Source organism: Oricola sp. (assembly GCF_022763245.1).
GTDB lineage: Bacteria > Pseudomonadota > Alphaproteobacteria > Rhizobiales > Rhizobiaceae > Oricola.
The window spans coordinates 75923-98172 of sequence record NZ_JALEGV010000028.1 but is presented as its reverse complement, the minus strand read 5'-3'; the positions used below and the strand labels follow the sequence as shown (position 1 = coordinate 98172).

The window sequence follows — 22250 nt, the reverse complement described above, 5'->3', positions numbered from 1 at the left end:
GAGGCCTTACCAGAGTTCAGCACATAACCAGCAGGGAGCACTGCAATCCGATGAAGCTCATCACTTTCGAACATGACGGCGCCGTGAAGGCAGGATACCTCGACGGCGATACGGCAGTCGTTTGTGACGATGGACCCGATGCCGTGACCGCCGTCCTTCGCCTTGTGCGCTCTGGCGGAGAATCTGCATGGCAGGAGAAAGCCAGGATCCACGTTTCAGGAATCAGGCTCCTCGCCCCGATCCCGCAGCCATTGCGCGACATCATCTGCGTGGGAAAGAACTATGTCGAGCACGCCGCTGAATTCCACGGTTCCGGCTTCGATTCCACCGGCAAGGAGGCGGTTCCGTCCCACCCGGTGATCTTCACGAAGGCGATGACATCGGTCATTGGCCCCGACGCTGAAGTGCAGAGCTTCACGGATCCCACCGAAACCGTGGATTACGAAGGCGAGCTCGGCGTCGTCATCGGCAAGACAGCCCGCCGCGTCTCCGGCGCGGAGGCTTACGACTACGTCTACGGCTACACGATCATCAACGACGTGACCTCACGCGAGCTTCAACAGCGCCACAACCAGTGGATCATCGGCAAGGGGCTCGACACGTTCTGCCCGATGGGACCCTATGTAGCGACCGCCGACGAAATCGCGGATGTTGACGCGATGGAACTCGTCACGACCGTCAATGGCGAGGAGCGCCAGAGGGCGGTTGTGAGGGATCTCGTTTTCGATATTCCGACCCTCATCGAGACCCTGACAAGGACGGCAACGCTCCTGCCAGGCGACATCATCGCGACAGGAACACCGGCAGGTGTCGGCATTGGGTTCAAGCCGCCCCGATATCTGCGGGCTGGAGACACTGTAGCGATAACGATCACCGGCCTCGGCGATCTTTCGAATCCGATCGTCTAGGCCCCCCGAGCAGCCGTTGTCAGCCTTATGGCGTGAATGCGCACCCAATGCCTGTCTGCGGCATGTAGATCCAAATCTGGCTGGCGCTGTGACGGCGCCCCAGTCACCAAGCCGAGTTCAACGCCATGTCTGAAATCGGCCGTGCGGCGGCCGGCCAAATGCGGTCCCGCACGTTCCCAGCCGTTTCCGCTATCGAATGAAATCGCTGGTGCCCCCGGAGAGACTCGAACTCCCGACCCTCTGATTACAAATCAGATGCTCTACCAACTGAGCTACAAGGGCATGCCATGGCGATAGCACAATCACATAGGCTGTAAAGAGACTATTTGACAGCCCTGTGCTAAGCGCATCGCGATTGTGTGAATGAAAGCCGCCCATCGATGATCACCGATTCCATCGCGTTCCTGTCCTCCGACACGCCGGAAGCCAGCGAATCCGCTGCGCGCCTGGCCGCGCTCTACGGTCAGGATCCGATCGAGGAGGCGCAGACCATCGTCGCGCTGGGCGGCGACGGCTTCGTGCTGCAGACGCTGCACCAGTTCATGAATTCGGGCAAACGCATCTACGGGATGAACCGGGGTTCCGTCGGCTTCCTGATGAACGATTACCGCGAGGACGGGCTGCGCGAGCGCATCGCGGCCGCGGAACCCGAGACGATCCGGCCGCTGCGCATGCGCGCAGAGGACATGAACGGCGAAGTGGTGGAGGCGTTTGCCATCAACGAGGTCTCGCTGTTCCGGCAATCCTACCAGGCGGCCAAGATCGCCATTCACGTGGACGGCAAGGAGCGGCTGGCCGAACTCGTCTGCGACGGCGTGATGCTGGCGACGCCGGCCGGCTCGACGGCCTACAACCTGTCGGCCCAGGGGCCGATCATTCCCATCGACGCGCCGCTTCTCGCGCTGACGCCGGTCAGCCCCTTCCGGCCGCGGCGCTGGCGCGGCGCGCTCCTGCCCAACCAGGTCTCGGTGACCTTCTCGATCCTTGAAGCCGGCAAGCGGCCGGTCAACGCCGTCGCCGACCACACCGAGGTCAAGTCCGTCCGCTCGGTGCGGATCGAGGAAGCCCGCGACGCGACGGCGACGCTCCTCTTCGACGCCAGCCATTCATGGGACGAACGTATTCTCGCCGAACAATTTCGCTATTGAACGTGTCGGAAGGTCCGCAAATCACGCGGATATGACATTTCGATTGCGAAAATCACCCGAATTTCCCCTCAAAACGCGGGAATTCCGGGCTTCCGGTTGACTTTGAGCCCTCAAACGCCTAGGCCCGGCGCAAGAGCGCGGGCTTCCCCCGCGCATTGATCCGTTTTCGATTTACGAAGCGTGGATATCCATTGACATTATTTTCCGAACTCGGACTTTCCGCAAAAGTCCTGCAGGCCGTTGAGGCCGCCGGCTACACCGAACCGACGCCGATCCAGGCTCAGGCCATTCCGCATGCGCTCGAGGGCAAGGACGTCCTCGGCATCGCCCAGACGGGCACCGGCAAGACGGCCTCCTTCGTGCTGCCGATGATCACCCGGCTCGAACGCGGCCGCGCCCGCGCCCGCATGCCGCGCACGCTGATCCTCGAGCCGACCCGCGAACTGGCGGCACAGGTCGAAGAGAACTTCAACAAGTACGGCGTGAACTCCAAGCTCAGCGTCGCCCTGCTGATCGGCGGCGTCTCCTTCGAGGAGCAGGACCGCAAGCTGCAGCGCGGCGTCGACGTGCTGATCGCCACCCCCGGCCGACTGCTCGACCATTTCGAGCGCGGCAAGCTCTTGCTGACCGGCGTGGACATTCTCGTCATCGACGAGGCCGACCGCATGCTCGACATGGGCTTCATTCCCGACATCGAGCGCATCTGCAAGCTGATCCCCTTCACCCGCCAGACGCTGTTCTTCTCGGCCACCATGCCGCCGGAGATCACCCGCCTCGCCGACCAGTTCCTGCACACGCCCGTGCGTGTCGAGGTCGCCCGCGCGTCGTCCACGGCAACCACCGTCGAACAGAAGCTGCTCGGCGTGTCCAAGAAGGACTACGAGAAGCGCGCCGCCCTGCGCGACCTGATCCGCGACCAGGTGAACCTGAAGAACGGCATCATCTTCTGCAACCGCAAGCGCGACGTCTCCGACCTGTTTCGGTCGCTTGACCGCCACGGTTTCTCCGTCGGCGCGCTGCATGGCGACATGGACCAGCGCTCGCGCATGGCGATGCTCGCCGGCTTCAAGGAAAACAAGATCCAGCTGCTCGTCGCATCCGACGTCGCGGCGCGCGGTCTCGACATTCCGGATGTCAGCCACGTCTTCAATTTCGACGTGCCGATTCACGCGGAAGACTACGTCCACCGCATCGGCCGGACGGGTCGCGCGGGCCGCAGCGGCGCCGCCTTCACGCTGGTCGCCAAGCCGGACATGAAATATCTCGAGGCCATCGAGAAGCTGATCACCCGCGAGATCGATTGGCTGGAACCGATCCCCGAGAGCAGCAGCGACGACGACGACACGGACCGTCGCCGCGGGCGCAAGGATCGCGGCGAGAAACGCGGCAAGCGTGGCAAGGAAGCACGGGACGAAGCGCCCCGTTCGGAGCCGGAAGCGACGGCGACCGCCGAGCCTGAGGAGCAGACCGAGAAGCGCGCCGCCAAGCCGCCGCGCAAGTCGGAACCGCGCAAATCCGAATCGCGTGGCGACCGCGACCGCAAGGGCCGCCGGAACCGCGACGACGACGGCCCCGCGCCTGTCGGCTTCGGCGAGGAAATCCCCGCCTTCATGATGAACGGCCTGTAAGGCCCTCACGCATCGCAAAATACGAAAACGCCCGGAGCATCGCCCGGGCGTTTTTCGTTTCTGTCGTTGCGGACGCGGCCTAGAGAGCGCCGCGCGCCTCCGCCAGTTCCTTCAGGTCGGCCGGCTGCAGCTCGACCGATTCGCCGCAGCCGCAGGCGGAAGACTGGTTCGGGTTGTTGAAGACGAAGCCGGTGCGCAGCTTCGTCACCTCGAAATCCATCTGCGTGCCGAGCAGATAGAGCATTGCGGCCGGATCGATCCAGAGATTGGCGCCGTTATGCTCGATATGGTCGTCCTTCGCGTCAGCCTCGGCGACGAGATCGACCGTGTATTCCATCCCGGCGCAGCCGCCCTTCTTGATGCCGACACGCACGCCCTGCACGCCGTCACGCGTGGAAACGATCTCCTTGACCCGCTCCGCGGCGGCGTCCGTCATGGTCATGATGGCTAATGGCATGGCTGCAAATCCGATTCTCGATTTAGGCCGAATCTAGGTATCGCCGAACGTTTCGGCAACCGCGCCGGCAAAAAGGCGTCCGACCTACCAGATCACCTTTTCCATGATCACGGCGGGAATGCCCGAGCCTTTCACCCCACAATCGGGCGTGGTGCCGGCCTTCTTGAAACCGTTGCGGCCGTAGAAATCGACCGCGCGATCATTGGCTTCCTCGACTTCCAGGCGAATCTTCCGCACGTCGGGAAAACAGGCCTCGACCTCGATCAGCAATTTCTTGCCGACGCCCGCCCCTTGCGCGGCTGGCCGCACATAGAGCTGGTGAAGCATCGACGTATCTGCGTCGATCTGGCTGACGAAGGCCATGCCCGATATTTCGGCGCCGTCGTCGCAGACGACGAACTCGGAGCGCGGCTTGGTCATGCGCTGCTTGAGCGCATCGACAGAGTGCCAGGCCGCTGTCAGTTCAGCGACCTTCTCCTTACCGTAAATCGAATCGTAGGTATCGTGCCAAGTTTCGGTCAGCATCGAGCTGATCGTTTCAAGGTCGTCATAAGACGCGGTGCGTATCCACATCGCTTTTTATTAAGGCCCCGGTTCCGGCGATACGCGACCATTCCACATTCGTCCAAGCGTTGACAAGGGGCGAATGGCAACAGTCTGCCGCGCCGAAGCGCAATCGGGGCCTTATCGGGTGCTGGCCGGGCCGGCCCGGCGTCAGTCCTCGACCCCGAGCTTCGACTTCACCAGCGCCTGCACGGCCTGCGGGTTGGCCTTGCCGCCGGTGGCCTTCATCACCTGCCCGACGAACCAGCCGGCCAGCGACGGCTTCGCCTTGACCTGCTCGACCTTGTCGGGATTGGCGGCGATGATCTTGTCGACCTCGGCCTCGATGGCGCCGGTGTCGGTCACCTGCTTCATGCCCTTGGCCTCGACGATCGCTGCCGGGTCGCCGCCCTCGTTCCAGACGATCTCGAACAGGTCCTTGGCGATCTTGCCGGAGATCGTGCCTTCCTTGATCAGGTCGATGACGCCGCCGAGCTGCGCCGGGGTGACCGGCGTTTCGTCGATGCCCAGACCGGCCTTGTTGAGCGCGCCGAGCAGATCGTTGATCACCCAGTTGGCCGCGGCCTTGGCGTCGCGCCCTTCCGCAACCTGCTCGAAATAGTCGGCGATCGCCTTTTCGGAGACGAGGATGGACGCGTCATAGGCCGAAAGGCCGAGCGACACGAAGCGCGCCTTCTTGTCGTCCGGCAGTTCCGGCAGGTCGGCTGCCAGCGCGGCGACGAAGGCGTCGTCGAATTCCAGCGGCAAAAGGTCCGGATCGGGGAAGTAGCGATAGTCGTGCGCCTCTTCCTTGGAGCGCATGGAACGCGTCTCGCCCTTGCCCGGATCGAACAGGCGCGTCTCCTGGTCGATCGCGCCGCCGTCCTCCAGGATCGCGATCTGGCGGCGGGCCTCATATTCGATGGCCTGGCCGACGAAGCGGATGGAGTTGACGTTCTTGATCTCGCAGCGCGTGCCGAATTCGCCGCCCGGCTTGCGCACGGAAACGTTGACATCCGCGCGCATGGAGCCCTCGTCCATGTTGCCGTCGCAGGTGCCGAGATAGCGCAGGATCTGGCGCAGCTTGGTCAGATAGGCCTTGGCCTCGTCGGAGGACCGCAGGTCGGGTTTCGACACGATTTCCATCAGCGCCACGCCGGAACGGTTCAGATCCACCAGCGTCATGGTCGGATGCTGGTCGTGCATCAGCTTGCCGGCGTCCTGCTCCAGGTGCAGCCGCTCGATGCCGATCTCCACATCCTCGAACTCGCCCTTGCGGTCGGGACCGACGGAAATGATGATCTGCCCCTCGCCGATGATCGGCTGCTTGAACTGGGAAATCTGGTAGCCCTGCGGCAGGTCCGGATAGAAGTAGTTCTTGCGGTCGAAGACGGACTTGTTGTTGACCTGCGCCTTCAGGCCGAGGCCGGTGCGCACGGCCTGCTTCACGCATTCCTGGTTGATCACCGGCAGCATGCCCGGCATGGCGGCATCGACCAGCGAGACGTTGGCATTCGGCTCGGCGCCGAATTCGGTCGAGGCGCCGGAGAACAGCTTGGACTGCGAAACCACCTGCGCGTGGACCTCCATGCCGATGACGATCTCCCAGTCGCCGGTGGCGCCGGGGACGAAGCGTTTCGGGTCGGGGGTGCGGGTATCGACGATGGTCATTGTGGCACGTGTTTCTTTGCTGATCCGTTTGGCTGTTCGTTAGTGCAACGCAGAAGTGCCTGCAAGACGCTTTGGCTTTTCGCGGTCTTTCAAGGCATTTGCGGCATGGTTTTGCGGGCCGCCAGAGGGCGTGCGGCCCGCTTTCCGATCAGTTCGTCTGGATCGAAATGCCCTTCTCGCCCATCTCGATCTTGATGCCTTCCGGCTGCTGGCGTTCCTGATAGAGGAAATAGCCCAGCACCAGTAGCCCGGCGACGAGAAGCGCTATGACGGCGTAGAGGGCGTTGCGGTTCATTCCGTGTGTCTCCGTTTGACGATCCGTTTCGAAGTGCAAGCTTATCCGACATCGCGTTCCGGCGAACAAGGGAGCCGGACGAAAGCGGGCCGCGTTCGGCGCGACGCCTTGTTGACACAGATCAAGGGCAGCCCCGCCCGATCCGTGAAGAAATGGCGGCCAGACATCAATCGAGGGGGAAAACGATGCTGTCCATCCGCCATTTCTTCGCGACGCCGCGCCGTGGCATGCTGTTTCACGTCATGGTCGAGAAGCTCGGCCTGCGCCAGGCGCTCGACGCAAGGCCCCAGGTCGAGGCCGTCGTGAAGCGCGCACAGAGCCGTTGCGCCGGTTGCGGCCGCGAGGATAGCTGCCAGGTCTGGCTCTCGGACAATGATTCGCCCGCCGAAGCGCCCTATTTCTGCAAGAACCACGACATGCTGGAGCGCCTGAAGCACGAGGTCGAGGCGGAAGCGGTTCTGCAGCCCGCCTGACCTTCCGGCACCGGAGCCCCGACGGTTGAGGGTGGCATCCAAGGCGAGCGAGCTTTTGCGCTAACTTAACGTTTCGCGCATAGATTGTCCCGCGAACCCGCCGCCACCGATCGCCAGCAGCTGGAGCCGCACAATGTCCGTCAAGACGATCGCCGCCATCCTCGTCGTCGCCGGCGTCACGGGTGCCGGTGTCGGATACCTCCAGCGCAATCCCGGCGCGCTGTCATCGGCCGGCTCGCAGCTGATGGCGTTTCGCGAGAAGCCCGGCTCGAGGACGCAGAGCGGCCCCAGCCCGGCATGGACCGAGGGCTACCGCCTGTGCCGTCGCGATTTCTCCGCCGTCATGACCGGCAAGACGCCGACGCGCCGCAACGATTCCTGCCGGTGTTTCGCCGATGCCTACGGCACGTGGACGACGCTCTCCCGGGATCTGGGCAAGCCGATGATCTATCTGAAGCTCGTCGAGGTCCACGCCCGCAGGGGCGTGCAGCTTCAAAGCCGGACGACCTATTCGTCGAACAACAGGCTGTCCCCGCATGAGCGCAACGTGCGACTGTCACAGAGCCGCGACATTGCCGGCCAGTTGCAGCGCAATGCCGACAGGATCATCGCCGCCGGCGGCAAGGACCTCCTCGACAACCATCCCATGCGCGCGATGCTCATGAATTTCCGCATCCGCATGCTGTTTGCCCATTGCGACATCGTCGACATGTGACGGGTCGGCCCGCCGCGCGACAACGGCCCGTCATTCGCCGGGCGCCGTCAAGGTCTCGCGCATGAGCGCCCATTCCGCCTCGAGTGTGCCATCCTGGCGCGCCCGGCCCGCACGGCGATACCAGTAGTCCGCGTTCCAGTCGTCGCCCTCGATGCGATGGCACAGCGCGTGCAGCCAGTCGAACGCGGCCTCACCTTCATGCGCCTGCGCGATCTCGTGGGCGCGCTCCCAATCGGCGCCCATCCGCAAACCGCCGGATTTCAAATGGTCGAGCGCTTCCACCAGCAATCTTACATCACCCGCCATGCGGCCCTCCCGTTCGTTTCGAGACACGCGTCCGAGCCTATCGGGGCCGGCAACCATCGCCAAGCGCGGGCCATCCCGCGAAAAAGATGAAAATTCAGCCTTTGCAGCTCGCATTCAACGTTTTCTTCACGGGATCGGCCCATGATCGCGCGAAAAGGAACTCGTTGGTGCGCTTCACTCTCATCCTGGTCGGAACGGCTCTTGCCGCAGGCAGCCTGGGCGGCGCTGCGTCGCATTTGCACGCCACGGGAAAGCTCGGCAGCGTCGATGTCGTCATCGACGGCGCGAAGGGCAAGCTGCGCGACACGATGCGCGACTTCGACGGAAACTATTACGAGCGCGGCGCCGATTACGCGACCTGCGCGCAGGCTTTCGGCAGCCGCGCCGTCGGCTACCTGTCCAATTCCGAAGTCACCTTTTCCTGCGAATGCTTCGACAAGCAGATGGCCGGCATTGGCGGCGTGGACCGGAAGACGGCGATCAAGGCCCTCGGACCGGGGCCGGACGCCACGCCAGCGGCGGCGCGCGACGTGAACTATCACATCACGGCCGTCGCCAAACGCATTCTCAACAAGTGCGACATCGTCCCGTGGCCGGAAAAGCCGGCCCTGCTGCGCCACCCGATCTGAGGCGTAGCCCGGTTCCTACCACCATTTCTCCGGCGTGAACCGACCGGCGGCCTGTTCGATGGCGTAGCCCGCGCGGAACAGCGTATCCTCGTCGAAGGGCTTGCCGATGAGCTGTAGGCCGAGCGGCAGGCCCTGATGATCGAGGCCGGCCGGAACGGCGATGCCCGGCAGGCCGGCCATGTTCACCGTCACCGTGAAAATGTCGTTCAGATACATCTTGACCGGATCGGCATGCAGGTCCTGGTCGGCGATGCCGAAGGCGGCCGACGGGGTCGCGGGCGTCAGGATTGCGTCGACGCCGGCGTCAAAGGCGATCTCGAAATCGCGCTTGATCAGCGTCCGCACCTTCTGGGCGCGCAGGTAGTAGGCGTCGTAATATCCGGCCGACAGCACATAGGTGCCGATCATGACGCGGCGCTTGATCTCGTCGCCGAAGCCTTCGGCGCGGGTCTTCTCATACATGTCGGCGATGTCCTTGCCCGGCACGCGCAGCCCGTAGCGCACGCCGTCATAGCGCGCCAGGTTGGACGAGGCTTCCGCCGGCGCGACGATGTAATAGGCCGGCAGCGCGTATTTGGTGTGCGGCAGGTGGATGTCGACGATCTCGGCGCCGGCGTCCTTCAGCCAGGCGATGCCCTGCTGCCAGAGCGCCTCGATCTCCTCGGGCATGCCGTCCATGCGATACTCGGCGGGAATGCCGATCTTCATGCCCTTGACCGACTGTCCGACCGCCGCCTCGTAATCCGGCACCGGCGCGTCCACACAGGTCGTGTCCTTGTCATCGACGGAGGCCATCGATTTCAGCAGGATCGCCGCGTCGCGCACGTCTCGCGCGATCGGGCCTGCCTGGTCGAGCGACGAGGCGAAGGCGACCATGCCGAAGCGCGAGCAGCGGCCATAGGTCGGCTTGATGCCGACCGTGCCGGTAAAGGCGGCCGGCTGGCGGATCGAGCCGCCGGTGTCGGACGCCGTCGCGGCGGCGCAGAGATGCGCGGAGACGGCCGTCGCCGAACCGCCGGAGGAACCGCCGGGCACCAGGTCCTTGTTGCTGCCGTTCGCCCGCCACGGGTTCTTGACCGGGCCGTAATAGGAGGTCTCGTTGGAGGAGCCCATCGCGAACTCGTCCATGTTCAGCTTGCCGAGCATCACCGCGCCGTCAGCCCAGAGATTGGCCGTGACAGTGGATTCGTAGCGCGGCTCGAATCCGTCAAGCACGTGGCTGCAGGCCTGCGTGTGCACGCCCTCGGTGGCGTAGAGGTCCTTCACGCCGAGCGGGATGCCTTCCAGCGCGCCGCCCTCGCCCTTGCCCAGACGCTCGTCGGACACCTTGGCCATGGCGCGCGCCTTGTCCGCGGTCACCGCGACATAGGCGTTCAACTCGGCATTGGCGGCGTCGATCGCGGCCAGATAGGCGTCGGTCAGCTCGGTGGCGGTGATCTCCTTGGCACGCAGTTTCTCGCGCGCCTCGGCAATGGTGAAGCTGGTCAGGTCGGTCATGGGGTCTCGGCAGGTCTCAGGATCTCGGGCACAAGGTGTATTCGCCGCTCAGATAGCTGGCGGCTTCGTAAGGGTCGGTCTCCGCTGCATCGGTCTGCGGCAGGTGAAACAGCGTCTCGGCAACCACATATTCGTTCTGCGATTGAACCGTCAGCGTGTTGGAAAAGTCGTTGAAGATCAGCGCGAAGCTGTCCGGCCGGTTGATGCCGGAATCGTCACCGCAGGCCGCCGTGGCGATCCACAGGAAGGCCTCGCCGGTCTCGCGATCGACATCGGGAAGGAAGCGCAGGAAAGAGCAGCCGATCTCGTAGCCGAACAGCCCCTGCTCGGTCACCTGCAGCGTTCTCTCCACGCCGTCCGGACCTTCGTCGCCGCCATCGGCGCAGGCCGAAAGGTCACGCGCGAAGCGTGCGCCGTCCTGCAGGAAATCCGGAACGCTCGGCATGTCCTGCGCGAGGGCCGAGCCGGCGATCAGGCTGACGGCCGCGAACGCGGCAACAGTTCTTGCGGCGGTCTTCATGGCGTCAGTCCCTTTTCGTAGAACACGTTGTATTCGGAATCAGGATAGTCGGCGAACGCGCCGCAGCGCGAAAAGCCGCCGCGCTCATAGATGCGCCAGGCCGGTTCGAACCCCTCAGTCGAGCCGGTTTCGAGACGCAGCATGACAAGCCCGCGCTCGCGCGCCTCCGCCTCGATGGCATTCAGGATCAGCCGGCCGACGCCGCTGCCGCGCACGGACGGATCGGTGAACATGCGCTTGACCTCGCCATAGGTCTCGTCATGCACCTTCAGCGCGCCCATGCCGACGGCCTTGCCCGCATCGTCGCGCGCCACGAAGAGCACTGTGTCGGGTCCGGCCATCTGCTCGACGGTCAACTGGAACTGGAATTCGCGCGGCGAAAGCGGGATCAGATAGTCGTTCAGCGCCGCGACCATGGCGCGCACGTCATCCTGCAACGGCGTTTCGCGTGCGATCTTCATTGCTTATTCCACGACCTTCGGCACGAGGAAGAAGTTGTCTTCCGTGGCGGGCGCGTTGGCGACGATGTCACCGGACTTGTCGCCGTCTGTGACGGCGTCGACGCGCTTCTTCATGTCCATCGGCGTGACCGAGGTCATCGGCTCCACGCCGTCGACGTCGACTTCGTTCAACTGCTCGACGAAGCCAAGGATCGTGTTCAACTCGCCTTCCATGCGCGCCGCTTCCTCTTCGGTGACGGCGATACGGGCGAGTTTGGCGACGCGCTTGACGGTGGCGAGGTCGACGGACATGCGGGGCTCCGGAACAAGGTTCGAATTCGCCCGCTATAGCCCCGCCCTTGGCGCTGTGCAACACGCGCGGCACCTTGCAGGCGCAGGTCAGTCCTCGCGGTAGACGGCGAGCGTGTAGGCCGAATGGCGCGACGCAAGCCGCGGCTCCCGCGTCTCCACCGTCACGAGCAGACGATCAAGCGGTTTCCCGTTTGCCTCGGTGCGGAAAACGCCGTTGTCGCCCGGGCGCAGATTGACCACCTTGCCGTCACTGCCGACACCCGCGACACGTGCCCGCATGCGGTGCTCGCCATCGGCGGGCTGAAGCGCCACCGCGACACTGCCGAGCCATCCCTCGGAACTGCCCGACTGTTGCGGCAGGGCGACCTCCCAGACATCCGCAAGATCGTCATGACCGACATGGCCGGTGGCCTGGCTGTCGATGGCCAGCGCCGCCGGATGATCGGCCGAGGAATCGCGACCAAGCGCGCCGTCCGAAACATCCAGCCGATCGATGGCGAAAACCGTGTCCGGCGCCACCACCTCGTAATCGTCGCCCACGGCGAGCACGAAGCCGTCGCCACTCGTCTCGGCATATTCCAGCACCGCGGAGCTGCCGGGCACGTTGCGCTGGCGCGCCGGCCTGCTGCCGACCCTCTGGCCAGCCTCGTCGAAAGCCGACAGCGTGAAGGCGCCGAGCGCGCTGGTCAGTTCCACCGCCTCGCCGTTCGGACCGGGCGCCGCGCGCCAGGATTGCAGCATGCCGCGCACGCGGACGAGGTCCCCCGATTGCGCCGCCACCCGGTAGAAGCGCCGTTCCTTCACGGCGAGCAACTCGCCGAGCGTGTAGAGGCCCGGTTCGATCGGCACCGCCGTCTCGAGCGTCTCGCCGCCGGCCGCCGGGTTGTCGCACTTCTCGACGCGGCGCTCGATCTTGCGATAGGTGACCGCAAGCGCCGCATCCAGAGCGGAGGCCAGTCCGGAGGCGTCGGCCGCGTCGAAATAGGCGCCGCCGCCCGCGCCCGCGATCGCTTCCATCTGCGCGCGCTGGTCTGCGTCGAGGTCGAAGCCGACCACATAGGTGGTCACGGCCGCGCCCGCGAGGTCGTTGCCCGCCTCGGCAAGGCTTTTCGCAATCGGCGTGTAGCCGTAAGGGGGCAGCCCGCCGGCCAACGCCGCCAGCTCCCTACCCTTGCGCACGGCAAACCCGCCGATCAGCGCCGTGTTGGGGCAGGACGCCTCGGGCGTCTTCTCCACGGTCGTGTCGAAGCCGTAGGCGCGCAATCCGACCAGCGCGTCGGTGCCGTCCAGCTTGGCGAGCGCATCGGCAAGAGCCGAGCGGGCGATGTCGATCTTCGCGGCTCCGCCGATCCGCGCTGCCATCGAGCCGGACGCGTCGTAGATGAAATGGACGGCGACGCCGCCCTGCTCTCTCGCCGCCGCCTCCTGCGCCGTCCGGCCGAAAACTTCGTCGTAATGGCGCTGCAGATCATCGAAGGCGGGGCATTCCGGCATGTCGTTGTCGACGGCGACACTCTCCTGCGCGTGCCCGGACACTGCCAGGGCGAGTATCGCCAATGCACAAACCGAAATTGTCCTGCCCGACATGCCTGCCTCCCGATCAAGAACTGTCCGCAACTGTGATAACGTTGCGTAACAGGCAGATGTCAGCGCGTGAAGCCTTCCCGGCCGGGCAGGAACTCTTGCGTCAGGACAGCTCGATCGCCTTGCCGACCTCCGGCACGGTGACCGACTTGCCGTCCTCTTCCATCGCCGCGATGAAAGTCTCGGCGGTCGGATCGACCAGCGGGAAGGTCGCGTAGTGGCACGGAATGATCGTCTTGAAGTTGAAATAGCGCCGGCATGCGATCGCCGCCACCGCGCCGCCCATGGTGAACCGGTCGCCGATCGGAACGATGCCGATCTGCGGCTGGTGCAGCTCCTGGATCAGCGCCATGTCGCCGAAAATGTCGGTGTCGCCCATATGGTAGAGCGACGGCGCGTCGGGGAAATGCAGGATCAGCCCGGCGGGATTGCCCATATAGAGGTTCCTGCCCTCGCCGATCTGGGTCGACGACGAGTGGTCGGCGCGCACGAAGCTGGTGGTGAAGCCGCCGCAATCGACCGTCCCGCCATGATTGCCGGGATTGATCTTGCTGCCGTCCACGCCCTGGCCGACGAGATACATGCAGATCTCGAAATTCGCGACGAGCATCGCGCCCGCCTGCTTCAGGATGGCGGCCGCGTCGCCGATATGGTCGTCATGGCCGTGGGTCAGGAGCACATGGGTCACACCCTCGGCGACCTCCTCCCAGCCGCCGTCCCATTTCGGGTTGTCCGACAGGAACGGGTCGATCAGGATCTGGGCGTCGCCCGTCTCGACGCGAAATGCGGAATGTCCGTACCAGGTGAGCTTCATCGCAAATGTCTCCTCGAAATGATGTCAGAACCGCTGTAAACGACCACCCCAACAATGACGCGGACGATTGACACGATCATGGCGGAAATCACCATTGAAGACATCGCCGAAACGGTGAAACCGGGTCAAGTCGTCGCCGGCCTCGATCTGGGTACGAAAACCATCGGCGTGGCGATCAGCGATCGCGGCCTGACGCTTGCCACCCCGCGGCCGGTGATCCGGCGCACGAAATTCACCGCCGACGCAACCGCCTTGCTGGCGCTGCTGGACAAGGAGAATGCCGGCGCGATCGTGCTCGGCCTGCCGCTCAACATGGACGGCAGCGAAGGCCCCCGCGCCCAGGCGACACGGGCGTTTGCCCGCAACCTGTCGACGAAGACCGACCTGCCAATCGCCTTCTGGGACGAGCGTCTGTCCACGGTCGCCGCCGAGCGGTCTCTGCTCGAACAGGACGTCTCGCGCGCACGGCGCGCCGAGCGGATCGATTCGGCGGCAGCCGCCTTCATTTTGCAGGGAGCGCTCGACCGGCTCTATTCGGCCGGAAGCTGAGCCGGAACCGTTTCACCGCTCTCGACGCGCATGGCGCCGTCCGGCGCCGCCTTGCGGGCAGCCCACCAACGCCGGATTTCGCGGCGCTTGCGGAACGCCACGATGGCGAAGATCAGCCCGGTGTCGAAGATGCAGGCCCGCAGGAACAGGACCGGGATCCGCGCCGGGTCGATGCCGAGCAGCGAACCGTAGATGTGGAAAACCAGGTCATGCAGGTCGCGGCTGAAAACCGTCAGCCCGAAATTCACGTCGTAATAGGACAGGCCGAACCAGCCCCAGAAAAGCGCCAGCGGCATGAACCACAGCCAGAAGAGATACCGCATCAGCGTGGCTCCCGGTAGTCGTTGGCGGGCGTGCCCATCGCAGCGAGGCGGGCGCTGAAACTCGCCATCTGCCGCGCCAGGTGACCGGCGGAATCACGCGGTTCGATCACCGGCAGCGATTCGTCCCTCGTCGTCGTCCAGGCCAGTTCGACACCCCCGGCCGCCAGCAGCGTCACCAGCGTCGAAAGCTTGATCGCGAGAAACAGCGGCACCGCCTGCGGCACGCCGATGAAGGTCGCGGCGAGCATGCCGAACCCGGCGGCCAGCAGAACCCAGGCGAAAGCGGCGCCCAGCGACAGGACGCGCTCGCGACGCTCCTCCTCGTCGGTCGCCACGGCGATCATCAGGGCCCAGAGAACCGCGGTCAGCGTCACGACGATGATCGCCGTCAGGATGGCGCGCCCGACCGCGAAGTCGCCCGCCAGTCCGGGCACGTCGATCAGCACCGCCTGCATTTCATAGAGAAGGCCGTGACCGGCCGCACCCCAGCCGCGCGTCACCACGGCCACCAGGAAGGCGATCCAACTGAAAAGAATGCTGCCGAGAAGAATACGCCGCATGTCGCCCCCGTTTCGTCCACTGAAGTATCGATCGCGCGCAATGAGGTCGCAACGTATACCCTTTGTTAAGGTTAACGGCTATTCACAGGCGCTTGCCCGACGCCTGCGCATGCTGCATGAGTGGGCCTCCCGCCCCCTCGAAGCCTCCCCGATGATCCCAGTTTTCAATGCCATTCTGCCGATTTTCCTGCTGATCCTGTCCGGTCAGGGCTTGCGGCACGTCCCGCTGTTCACCGCCGATTTCTGGCGCGGCATGGACACGCTGGGCTACTACGTTCTCTACCCGGCGCTGCTCTTCGTGACGATCATGCGCGCGGATTTCTCCGCCCTGACGCTTGATTCGGTCGCCATCGCGCTTGGCGGCGCGAATCTCGTGTCGGTCGTCGGCGTGCTGCTAGCCTGGCCCCTGCTGCGCGCGACGTCGAAGATCAGCCGACCGGGCTTCTCCTCCGTGTTCCAGGCGACCGTGCGCTGGAACGGCTTCATGGCCTTCGCGGTCGCCGAACGGCTGTTCCCGCCGGAAGGCGCGGCGATGGTCGCGCTCGTCATGGCGTTCCTGATCATTCCGGTGAATATCGAGGCGGTTGCCGTCGTCTCGTGGTTTGCCGGCAAGGATCCCAATTTCGGCGCGGTCCTGCGCAAGATCGCCATCAATCCGATGGTCCTGGCCACCGGCTCGGCGCTGGTGGTGCGCGCCCTGCCGTTCACCCTGCCCGAACCCTTGATGCAGATGCTCGACCTCGTGGCCCGCGCCGCGCTCGGAATGGGCCTCTTGTCGATCGGCGCCGGATTGAAACCGCGAAACGTCTTGAGGCCGAACGCGGCTCTCGTGCTGGCCACGGCCGCGAAGCTGATCCTCTATCCGGCACTCGTCCTGGCGCTGGCGCTGGCGCTTGGCTTGCAGGGCGATCAGATTTCCTATCTGGCGCTGTGCGCGGCCGTGCCGACGGCCATGAACGGCTATGTCCTGGCGCGCCAGATGGGCGGCGACGCCGAACTCTACGCGGCGATCGTCACGGTGCAGACCGCGGCGGCCTTCCTCACGATCCCTGCCGTTCTCGCGATCGCCAATCAGCTCTCGGGCGGATAGAGCGCTTCGAGCAGGTTCCCCGCGTCGAAGCGGCCGTCCAGCATGCCGTAGCTCGACCGCCATGCCCCGCCGAGGCGGGTTTCGGCGAAGGCGTCTGCGAGCCGTCCCGCGCCGAGGCGGTAGAGTTCGGCGGCAGCAGCGGCGAGCGCCAGCTGTTCGACGACGATTCGCGCCGCGCCCTCGTCGCTGCGCGCCAGGTCGAAGGCCGCATGCAGCACGTCCAGCGTACCCGGACCGCGACGGCCGAGCAGCCGCGCCGTGTTTTCCAGGATCCAGTCATAGGATTGCGGCGAGTGCTTCAGGACGCGCAGCAGGTCGAGCGCCATGACATTGCCCGAGCCTTCCCAGATCGAATTGACGGGCGCCTCGCGGTAGTGGCGCGCCAGCGGGAAATCCTCGGTGTAGCCATTGCCGCCGAGACACTCCATCGCCTCGGCGATCATCGGCGGCGCGACCTTGCACACCCAGTATTTGACGACCGGCGTCATGGCGCGCGCATAGGCCGCCTCGAACTCGTCGGACTGCAGGTGGTCGTAGGCATAGGCGAGCCGCATGACGAGCGCGGTCGCAGCCGCGGTGTCGACCGCCATGTCCGCGAGAACGCGCACCATCAAAGGCTTGTCGGTCAGCCGCGAGCCGCCGACGGACCGGTGCCGGGCATGATGCACCGCCTCGGCAAGCGAGGCGCGCATGAGGCCGGCGGACGCCACGGCGCAATCGAGCCGAGTCAGCGTCACCATCTCCAGGATGGTGCGAACACCCTCGCCCTCCTCGCCGAGCAGGAAGCCCGTCGCGGCATGGAACTCGGCCTCCGCGGACGCATTGGAACGATTGCCCAGCTTGTCCTTCAGCCGCATGAACGCGATGCCGTTCGCCTGGTCGTCGGAGAGCATCCGCGGAACCAGGAAGCACGACAGGCCGCGTTGCGCCTGCGCCAGCACCAGAAATCCGTCGCTCGCCGGCGCGGACATGAACCATTTGTGCCCGGTCAGCCGGTAACGCCCCCGCGCCTCGGGCACCGCTTCCGTCGTGTTGGCGCGCACATCCGTGCCGCCCTGCTTCTCGGTCATGCCCATGCCGATCGTCAGGCCGGCCTTGCGCCCGGGCACCTTGTTCGACGAATCATATTTGCGCGAGACGATGCGCGGCGCCCATTCGCGCGCCAGGTCCGGCGACGCCATGATCGCGGCGACCGAGGCATTGGTCATGGTCATCGGGCAGAGATGCCCGCTCTCCAGGCCAGAGACCATGTAAAAGCTGATGGCGCGTTTCAGATGGCCGGGCGGCGCGCCCTTGTCCTTCGGCTCCCAGATGGACCCGTTCAGCCCCCAGCCGGAAGAACGGCGCATCAGCGCGTGATAGGCGGGGTGGAATTCGATGCGGTCGGAGCGGCGGCCATAGCGGTCATGCGACAGGAGCCGCGGCGTCACCGTGTTGGCGAGCCGGGCGAGATCCAGCGCCTCGCCGGAGCGCACATAGGCGCCGATCTGCTGCCACTCGCGCAATTGCGCTTCCGTGCTGCCGGCGGCCAGTTGCAGCAACAGCGGATCGTCGCGAAAGGCGTTGCCGGCCAGCGGCGGCGCCTGGTTGGTCACGGAGTGGGTGGGGGTCACGAAAGTCGTCCCGGGTTCGCGTTGATTCGCTCAACCTAACAACAATTCACAGGGAACATGTGTCAAGCCGGCTCTGATCGGCGCCCGCCGATCAGCCGTTTCGAACGACGGCCGTCGGACCCTTCGGCCCTCCGCCCTCCGAGGCACCCTGCTTATGGCCTTCGAAGAATTGCATCGCCGACAGAAGCGGCATCGGGCCCGAATAGTAGTAGCCCTGTCCGAAGAGGCAGCCGCGTTCGGCAAGCCACGACGCGTCGTCCGGCTGTTCGACGCCTTCGGCGGTCGTTTGTATGCCGAGGCTCCGGCCGAGCTGGATGATGGAATTCACGATCTTCTCGTTGCGCGCGTCGGCGTGGCGGCCCGCAATGAAGGCGTGGTCGATCTTCAGCTTGTCGATCTCGAAACGGCTCAAATAGGACAGGCTGGAATAGCCCTTGCCGAAATCGTCCAGCACGACCGCGATGTCGTGGGCGCGAAGGGCTTCGATGACCTCGCGCGCCCGCACGTCATCATCGATGAAGACCGCCTCGGTGATCTCGATCTCGAGGGACCCGCGCGGCATGCCGGTTTCCTCCAGAGCCGCGACGATCCTCTCCACCAGCCGCGGTTCGCGGAACTGCACCGGCGACAGGTTGAAGGAAAAGCGCATCGGCGGCCGCCAGCCCGCCACCGCCTTGCAGGCCTGGCGCAGGACGGAATCGGACAGTGCGGAAATCCGGCCGCTGTCCTCGGCCATCGCGATGAACTCGTCCGGCAGCAGCACGCCCCGCTTCGGATGGTGCCAGCGCGCGAGGATTTCGAAGCCGGTGAGCTCGCCGGAGGCGAGATCGAAGACCGGCTGCAGGTAGGGCACGATCTGCCCCTCAGCGATCGCGTCGCCGAGTTCGGTCTCCAGTTCGTGGCGCTTGCGATGCTCTTCGCCGAGCCTCGGCTCGAAATAGGTGAAGGTGTTCCGCCCGGCCGCCTTTGCCGCGTACATCGCCATGTCCGCATTGGAATGCAGCGTGTGGAAGTTCTCACCGTCGGTGGGAAACAGCGCGATGCCGATGCTCGTCGTCACGTTGAGTTCGTGCGCGCCGGCCTGGATCGGCTCGGCGATGCGGAGGCAGATCCGCCGCGCGACGCGTTCCAGCATGGGCGGGGTGTCCGTCACCACCGACGTGTCGCTGACGGGAATGAGCACGGTGAACTCGTCGCCGCCCATCCGGCTGGCGATCGCGCCTTCGGGCAGTTCCGCCTGCATCCTGTCGGACACGATCTGGAGAACGCGGTCGCCGATGGCATGACCATAGATGTCGTTGACGGGCTTGAAGCGGTCCAGATCGAGCGCCAGGACCGCGACGCAGTGTTTCGCCGCAGCCGCCTCCTTCAGCATCGCGTCGGCGCGTTCGCCGAAAAAGCGGCGGTTCGGCAGGCCCGTCAGCGCGTCGTGCCGCGCCATCGCATAGGCCTCGGCCTCCAGCGTCTTGCGCCGGCTTATCTGCTCCCGCAATTGCACGGAACGAACGACCAGCGCCGCGATGAGCCCGAACACCGACGCCAGCGCGATCGAGATGTACTCGTCGAGTTCCCAGTCCTCATGCGCGCGCGTGTAGTCGTACATGGATTCGAACGTGTCGAGATCGACGAGGATGACTCCAAGGATCGCGGTAAGCGCGAGGATGGCGATGTAGGGCCACCACATGGTGTGATTGTCGCGATCGAACATTCGTGATTCCGTTCAGGCATGCGTGACCTGCGAGATTGCACGAGCCCGAGTTAAGAGCGCGCTAAGACAGTTTTAACCGTGAAGGCGAAAATCCTCCGAGATTGTGGACGGCGCGAAGGCCGAAGCCATGCCGACTTGCGGGCGGCGCGATTAGCTCCTAGAGCAAGGCCTTGATGAGCGCAGATTCCGCCTTTCCGATTTTCCCCCACCGCCATCTCCTCGGCATGGCGGGCCTTTCCTATCCAGACATCCAGACGCTGCTCGACCGTGCCGACACCGATGTGGAGGTGTCGCGCCAGGCCGAGAAGAAGAAGTCCGCCCTGCGCGGGCGCACGCAGATCAACCTGTTCTTCGAGGCGTCGACGCGCACCCAGTCCTCCTTCGAACTCGCCGGCAAGCGGCTTGGCGCGGACGTCATGAACATGGCGGTCGCCTCGTCCTCGGTGAAGAAGGGCGAGACGCTGATCGACACGGCGATGACGCTGAACGCCATGCGCCCCGACATCCTGATCATCCGCCATTCGGCCGCGGGCGCCGCGGCGCTCCTCGCCCGCAAGGTCGGCTGTTCGGTGGTCAATGCCGGCGACGGCGCGCATGAACACCCGACCCAGGCGCTGCTTGACGCGCTGACCATCCGGCGCGCCAAGGGCCGGATCGACGGGCTGACGGTGGCGATCTGCGGCGACGTCCTGCATTCGCGCGTCGCCCGCTCCAACATCATTCTCCTGAACACGATGGGCGCGCGGGTGCGCGTGGTCGGCCCGTCCACCCTGATGCCGACCGCCATCGAACAGATGGGCGTCGAGGTCTTCTCCTCGATGCGCGACGGCCTCGCCGGCGCCGACGTCGTCATGATGCTGCGCCTGCAGCGCGAGCGCATGGCGCAGGCGATGGTGCCGTCGGTGCGCGAATATTTCCGCCACTACGGTCTCGACGCCGCCAAGCTGGCGCTGGCCAGGCCCGACGCGCTGGTGATGCATCCCGGCCCGATGAACCGCGGCGTGGAAATCGCCTCCGACATCGCCGACGGCCCGCAAAGCGTGATCGAGGAACAGGTCGAGATGGGCGTCGCGGTCCGCATGGCGGTGATGGAAGCCCTGCTTGACCCGCGCAAGAACGAAAACGAGGCCGTCTCATGAAGACGCCGCAGGAAGGCGCAGCCGTCTACGCCAACGCCCGCATCGTCGACCCCTCGCGCGGGATCGACGAGATGGGGGCGCTCGTCGTCATCGACGGCAAGATCGCCGATGCCGGCGCGGCAGCCGCCAACCAGGGCGCGCCGGACGGTGCGACACGTCACGATTGCGCCGGACGGACGATCGTGCCGGGACTGGTCGATACCCGCGTCTTCATCGGCGAACCGGGCGCGGAACACCGCGAGACGATCGCCTCGGCCAGCGCCGCGGCCGCCGCCGGCGGCGTGACGTCGCTCGTCATGATGCCGGACACCGACCCGGTGATCGACGACGTCGCCCTGGTGGAATTCGTGCTGCGCACCGCGCGCGAGACCGCCAGAACCCGCATCTATCCCGCCGCGGCCATCACCAAGGGCCTGCGCGGCGGCGAGATGAGCGAGATCGGCCTGCTGCTCGACGCCGGCGCCGTCATGTTCACCGACGGCCGCCAGACCATTGCCAACGCCGCGGTGATGCGCAACGCCATGCGCTACGCCCGCGATTTCGGCGCGGTGATCGCCCACGAGACCCGCGACGCGGACCTGTCGGCCGGCGGCATCATGAACTCGGGCCTGTTCGCAAGCTGGCTCGGCTTCTCCGGCATCCCGCGCGAAGCGGAAGTGCTGCCGCTGGAGCGCGACCTGCGCCTCGCCGCGCTGACCGGCGTCGATTATCACGCCGCCAAGATCTCCACCGAGATGTCGGCCGACGCGATCCGCGCCGCCAAGGACAAGGGCCTGAAGGTCTCGGCGGGCGTGTCGATCAACCATCTGTCGCTCAACGAAAACGACATCGGCGAATACCGCACCTTCTTCAAGCTGTCGCCGCCGCTGCGCCACGAGGACGACCGGCTGGCCATGGTGGAAGCGCTGAAGGACGGCACGATCGACCTGATCGTCTCCTCGCACGACCCGCAGGACGTCGATACCAAGCGCCTGCCCTTCTCCGAGGCCGCCGACGGCGCGGTCGGGCTCGAAACACTGCTCTCGGCCGGCCTGCGCCTCGTCCACAGTGGCGACGTGTCGCTCTCGCGCCTGATCGAGGCCATGTCGACCGCGCCCGCGAAGCTGATCGGGATCGACGCCGGCACGCTGAAGCCGGGCGCACCCGCCGATTTCGTGGTGCTCGACCTCGACGCGCCCTGGGTGCTCGACGCGGAACACCTCCATTCCCGCTCGAAGAACACGGCGTTCGACGGCGCGCGCTTCACCGGTCGCGTGATGCAAACGGTGGTTGCGGGCACCAGCGTTTACGACGCATAAAGCCTTCCATCAGGGTTTCGGGAGGGGCGC

Annotated in this window: 25 protein-coding genes and 1 tRNA gene; 10 read left to right on the top strand and 16 right to left on the bottom strand. The window is 65.3% G+C overall.

Annotated elements, in window-relative coordinates; all coding sequences use genetic code 11:
• Positions 1-50 precede the first annotated feature (50 nt).
• The gene (locus MRY80_RS12525) at positions 51-908 is read left to right on the top strand and encodes a fumarylacetoacetate hydrolase family protein (RefSeq protein WP_293291357.1); all 858 of its coding nucleotides are present in this window, start codon (positions 51-53) and stop codon (positions 906-908) included.
• Positions 909-1114: 206 nt separating this feature from the next.
• Here MRY80_RS12525 and MRY80_RS12520 read toward each other — a convergent pair.
• A tRNA-Thr gene (locus MRY80_RS12520) sits at positions 1115-1190 on the bottom strand.
• A gap of 98 nt (positions 1191-1288) precedes the next feature.
• Between MRY80_RS12520 and MRY80_RS12515 the strand changes: the two genes are divergently transcribed.
• Together MRY80_RS12515 and MRY80_RS12510 are read left to right on the top strand one after the other, a co-directional pair.
• A complete protein-coding gene (locus tag MRY80_RS12515; protein WP_293291356.1) occupies positions 1289-2056 on the top strand; it encodes an NAD kinase in 768 nt (255 codons plus the stop codon).
• A gap of 191 nt (positions 2057-2247) precedes the next feature.
• On the top strand, positions 2248-3684 hold the full coding sequence (locus MRY80_RS12510; protein ID WP_293291355.1) for a DEAD/DEAH box helicase: 1437 nt from the start codon (positions 2248-2250) through the stop codon (positions 3682-3684).
• A gap of 79 nt (positions 3685-3763) precedes the next feature.
• Here MRY80_RS12510 and sufA read toward each other — a convergent pair whose 3' ends face one another.
• From sufA to MRY80_RS12490, 4 genes are all read right to left on the bottom strand, one after another.
• On the bottom strand, positions 3764-4141 hold the full coding sequence (gene sufA, locus MRY80_RS12505) for a Fe-S cluster assembly scaffold SufA (protein WP_293291354.1): 378 nt from the start codon (positions 4139-4141) through the stop codon (positions 3764-3766).
• Positions 4142-4225: 84 nt separating this feature from the next.
• Positions 4226-4666: a GNAT family N-acetyltransferase gene (locus MRY80_RS12500; protein WP_293291353.1), complete on the bottom strand. Its 441-nt coding sequence runs from the start codon at positions 4664-4666 to the stop codon at positions 4226-4228.
• Positions 4667-4855: 189 nt separating this feature from the next.
• On the bottom strand, positions 4856-6355 hold the full coding sequence (gatB, locus tag MRY80_RS12495; RefSeq protein ID WP_293291352.1) for an Asp-tRNA(Asn)/Glu-tRNA(Gln) amidotransferase subunit GatB: 1500 nt from the start codon (positions 6353-6355) through the stop codon (positions 4856-4858).
• 148 nt (positions 6356-6503) lie between these two features.
• Positions 6504-6650 carry a hypothetical protein gene (locus MRY80_RS12490; protein WP_293291351.1) on the bottom strand — a complete coding sequence of 49 codons (147 nt, stop codon included), beginning with the start codon at positions 6648-6650 and terminating at the stop codon, positions 6504-6506.
• Positions 6651-6835: 185 nt separating this feature from the next.
• On the opposite strand from MRY80_RS12490, the gene MRY80_RS12485 reads away from it, so the two are divergent.
• Together MRY80_RS12485 and MRY80_RS12480 are read left to right on the top strand one after the other, a co-directional pair.
• The gene (locus MRY80_RS12485) at positions 6836-7123 is read left to right on the top strand and encodes a DUF6455 family protein (protein WP_293291350.1); all 288 of its coding nucleotides are present in this window, start codon (positions 6836-6838) and stop codon (positions 7121-7123) included.
• 133 nt (positions 7124-7256) lie between these two features.
• On the top strand, positions 7257-7838 hold the full coding sequence (locus MRY80_RS12480) for a hypothetical protein (protein WP_293291349.1): 582 nt from the start codon (positions 7257-7259) through the stop codon (positions 7836-7838).
• A gap of 30 nt (positions 7839-7868) precedes the next feature.
• Here the strand turns inward: MRY80_RS12480 and MRY80_RS12475 are convergent, their stop codons facing one another.
• Complete coding sequence (locus MRY80_RS12475) at positions 7869-8144, bottom strand: hypothetical protein (protein ID WP_293291348.1); 276 nt, start codon at positions 8142-8144, stop codon at positions 7869-7871.
• A gap of 167 nt (positions 8145-8311) precedes the next feature.
• On the opposite strand from MRY80_RS12475, the gene MRY80_RS12470 reads away from it, so the two are divergent.
• The gene (locus tag MRY80_RS12470) at positions 8312-8773 is read left to right on the top strand and encodes a hypothetical protein (RefSeq protein WP_293291347.1); all 462 of its coding nucleotides are present in this window, start codon (positions 8312-8314) and stop codon (positions 8771-8773) included.
• A 15-nt stretch (positions 8774-8788) separates the two neighbouring features.
• Here the strand turns inward: MRY80_RS12470 and gatA are convergent, their stop codons facing one another.
• The 6 genes from gatA to MRY80_RS12440 form a co-directional block, all read right to left on the bottom strand.
• The gene (gene gatA / locus MRY80_RS12465) at positions 8789-10270 is read right to left on the bottom strand and encodes an Asp-tRNA(Asn)/Glu-tRNA(Gln) amidotransferase subunit GatA (RefSeq protein ID WP_293291346.1); all 1482 of its coding nucleotides are present in this window, start codon (positions 10268-10270) and stop codon (positions 8789-8791) included.
• A 16-nt stretch (positions 10271-10286) separates the two neighbouring features.
• Complete coding sequence (locus MRY80_RS12460; protein ID WP_293291345.1) at positions 10287-10790, bottom strand: hypothetical protein; 504 nt, start codon at positions 10788-10790, stop codon at positions 10287-10289.
• Complete coding sequence (locus tag MRY80_RS12455; RefSeq protein ID WP_293291344.1) at positions 10787-11251, bottom strand: GNAT family N-acetyltransferase; 465 nt, start codon at positions 11249-11251, stop codon at positions 10787-10789. Before MRY80_RS12455 ends, MRY80_RS12460 begins: the two co-directional genes overlap by 4 nt.
• Positions 11252-11254: 3 nt before the next feature.
• On the bottom strand, positions 11255-11542 hold the full coding sequence (gene gatC / locus MRY80_RS12450) for an Asp-tRNA(Asn)/Glu-tRNA(Gln) amidotransferase subunit GatC (protein WP_293291343.1): 288 nt from the start codon (positions 11540-11542) through the stop codon (positions 11255-11257).
• An 87-nt stretch (positions 11543-11629) separates the two neighbouring features.
• Entirely contained in the window at positions 11630-13129 is a 1500-nt protein-coding gene (locus MRY80_RS12445) for a hypothetical protein (protein ID WP_293291342.1), read from the bottom strand.
• 100 nt (positions 13130-13229) lie between these two features.
• Complete coding sequence (locus MRY80_RS12440) at positions 13230-13940, bottom strand: metal-dependent hydrolase (protein WP_293291341.1); 711 nt, start codon at positions 13938-13940, stop codon at positions 13230-13232.
• A gap of 78 nt (positions 13941-14018) precedes the next feature.
• Here MRY80_RS12440 and ruvX point away from each other — a divergent pair, with 78 nt between their 5' ends.
• Positions 14019-14489 (top strand): Holliday junction resolvase RuvX, encoded by a 471-nt coding sequence (ruvX, locus tag MRY80_RS12435; protein ID WP_293291414.1) that lies wholly within the window; start codon positions 14019-14021, stop codon positions 14487-14489.
• Here ruvX and MRY80_RS12430 read toward each other — a convergent pair.
• On the bottom strand, positions 14471-14812 hold the full coding sequence (locus tag MRY80_RS12430; RefSeq protein WP_293291340.1) for a DUF6105 family protein: 342 nt from the start codon (positions 14810-14812) through the stop codon (positions 14471-14473). The genes ruvX and MRY80_RS12430 overlap by 19 nt on opposite strands.
• Positions 14812-15372 carry a hypothetical protein gene (locus MRY80_RS12425; RefSeq protein ID WP_293291339.1) on the bottom strand — a complete coding sequence of 187 codons (561 nt, stop codon included), beginning with the start codon at positions 15370-15372 and terminating at the stop codon, positions 14812-14814. Before MRY80_RS12425 ends, MRY80_RS12430 begins: the two co-directional genes overlap by 1 nt.
• A gap of 151 nt (positions 15373-15523) precedes the next feature.
• On the opposite strand from MRY80_RS12425, the gene MRY80_RS12420 reads away from it, so the two are divergent.
• Positions 15524-16462 carry an AEC family transporter gene (locus MRY80_RS12420; protein ID WP_293291338.1) on the top strand — a complete coding sequence of 313 codons (939 nt, stop codon included), beginning with the start codon at positions 15524-15526 and terminating at the stop codon, positions 16460-16462.
• Here the strand turns inward: MRY80_RS12420 and MRY80_RS12415 are convergent.
• Entirely contained in the window at positions 16444-18075 is a 1632-nt protein-coding gene (locus tag MRY80_RS12415) for an acyl-CoA dehydrogenase family protein (protein ID WP_293291337.1), read from the bottom strand. The genes MRY80_RS12420 and MRY80_RS12415 overlap by 19 nt on opposite strands.
• 91 nt (positions 18076-18166) lie before the next feature.
• The gene (locus MRY80_RS12410; RefSeq protein WP_293291336.1) at positions 18167-19783 is read right to left on the bottom strand and encodes an EAL domain-containing protein; all 1617 of its coding nucleotides are present in this window, start codon (positions 19781-19783) and stop codon (positions 18167-18169) included.
• Between the two features lie 173 nt (positions 19784-19956).
• Between MRY80_RS12410 and MRY80_RS12405 the strand changes: the two genes are divergently transcribed.
• The gene (locus MRY80_RS12405; protein WP_293291335.1) at positions 19957-20922 is read left to right on the top strand and encodes an aspartate carbamoyltransferase catalytic subunit; all 966 of its coding nucleotides are present in this window, start codon (positions 19957-19959) and stop codon (positions 20920-20922) included.
• A complete protein-coding gene (locus MRY80_RS12400) occupies positions 20919-22220 on the top strand; it encodes a dihydroorotase (RefSeq protein WP_293291334.1) in 1302 nt (433 codons plus the stop codon). The genes MRY80_RS12405 and MRY80_RS12400 overlap by 4 nt, the downstream gene beginning before the upstream one ends.
• The last annotated feature ends 30 nt before the right edge of the window (positions 22221-22250 follow it).

What these genes read in the sequence shown, in the direction of transcription:
- gatA (WP_293291346.1), bottom strand. Translation starts at nt 10,270, where the DNA reads ATGACCGACCTGACCAGCTTCACCATTGCCGAGGCGCGCGAGAAACTG.
- MRY80_RS12410 (WP_293291336.1), bottom strand. Translation starts at nt 19,783, where the DNA reads ATGTTCGATCGCGACAATCACACCATGTGGTGGCCCTACATCGCCATC.
- MRY80_RS12485 (WP_293291350.1), top strand. Translation starts at nt 6,836, where the DNA reads ATGCTGTCCATCCGCCATTTCTTCGCGACGCCGCGCCGTGGCATGCTG.
- MRY80_RS12515 (WP_293291356.1), top strand. Translation starts at nt 1,289, where the DNA reads ATGATCACCGATTCCATCGCGTTCCTGTCCTCCGACACGCCGGAAGCC.
- MRY80_RS12420 (WP_293291338.1), top strand. Translation starts at nt 15,524, where the DNA reads ATGATCCCAGTTTTCAATGCCATTCTGCCGATTTTCCTGCTGATCCTG.
- MRY80_RS12475 (WP_293291348.1), bottom strand. Translation starts at nt 8,144, where the DNA reads ATGGCGGGTGATGTAAGATTGCTGGTGGAAGCGCTCGACCATTTGAAA.
- ruvX (WP_293291414.1), top strand. Translation starts at nt 14,019, where the DNA reads ATGGCGGAAATCACCATTGAAGACATCGCCGAAACGGTGAAACCGGGT.
- MRY80_RS12460 (WP_293291345.1), bottom strand. Translation starts at nt 10,790, where the DNA reads ATGAAGACCGCCGCAAGAACTGTTGCCGCGTTCGCGGCCGTCAGCCTG.
- MRY80_RS12430 (WP_293291340.1), bottom strand. Translation starts at nt 14,812, where the DNA reads ATGCGGTATCTCTTCTGGCTGTGGTTCATGCCGCTGGCGCTTTTCTGG.
- MRY80_RS12400 (WP_293291334.1), top strand. Translation starts at nt 20,919, where the DNA reads ATGAAGACGCCGCAGGAAGGCGCAGCCGTCTACGCCAACGCCCGCATC.
- MRY80_RS12500 (WP_293291353.1), bottom strand. Translation starts at nt 4,666, where the DNA reads ATGCTGACCGAAACTTGGCACGATACCTACGATTCGATTTACGGTAAG.
- gatB (WP_293291352.1), bottom strand. Translation starts at nt 6,355, where the DNA reads ATGACCATCGTCGATACCCGCACCCCCGACCCGAAACGCTTCGTCCCC.
- MRY80_RS12480 (WP_293291349.1), top strand. Translation starts at nt 7,257, where the DNA reads ATGTCCGTCAAGACGATCGCCGCCATCCTCGTCGTCGCCGGCGTCACG.
- sufA (WP_293291354.1), bottom strand. Translation starts at nt 4,141, where the DNA reads ATGCCATTAGCCATCATGACCATGACGGACGCCGCCGCGGAGCGGGTC.
- MRY80_RS12455 (WP_293291344.1), bottom strand. Translation starts at nt 11,251, where the DNA reads ATGAAGATCGCACGCGAAACGCCGTTGCAGGATGACGTGCGCGCCATG.
- MRY80_RS12445 (WP_293291342.1), bottom strand. Translation starts at nt 13,129, where the DNA reads ATGTCGGGCAGGACAATTTCGGTTTGTGCATTGGCGATACTCGCCCTG.
- gatC (WP_293291343.1), bottom strand. Translation starts at nt 11,542, where the DNA reads ATGTCCGTCGACCTCGCCACCGTCAAGCGCGTCGCCAAACTCGCCCGT.
- MRY80_RS12440 (WP_293291341.1), bottom strand. Translation starts at nt 13,940, where the DNA reads ATGAAGCTCACCTGGTACGGACATTCCGCATTTCGCGTCGAGACGGGC.
- MRY80_RS12405 (WP_293291335.1), top strand. Translation starts at nt 19,957, where the DNA reads ATGAGCGCAGATTCCGCCTTTCCGATTTTCCCCCACCGCCATCTCCTC.
- MRY80_RS12525 (WP_293291357.1), top strand. Translation starts at nt 51, where the DNA reads ATGAAGCTCATCACTTTCGAACATGACGGCGCCGTGAAGGCAGGATAC.
- MRY80_RS12425 (WP_293291339.1), bottom strand. Translation starts at nt 15,372, where the DNA reads ATGCGGCGTATTCTTCTCGGCAGCATTCTTTTCAGTTGGATCGCCTTC.
- MRY80_RS12490 (WP_293291351.1), bottom strand. Translation starts at nt 6,650, where the DNA reads ATGAACCGCAACGCCCTCTACGCCGTCATAGCGCTTCTCGTCGCCGGG.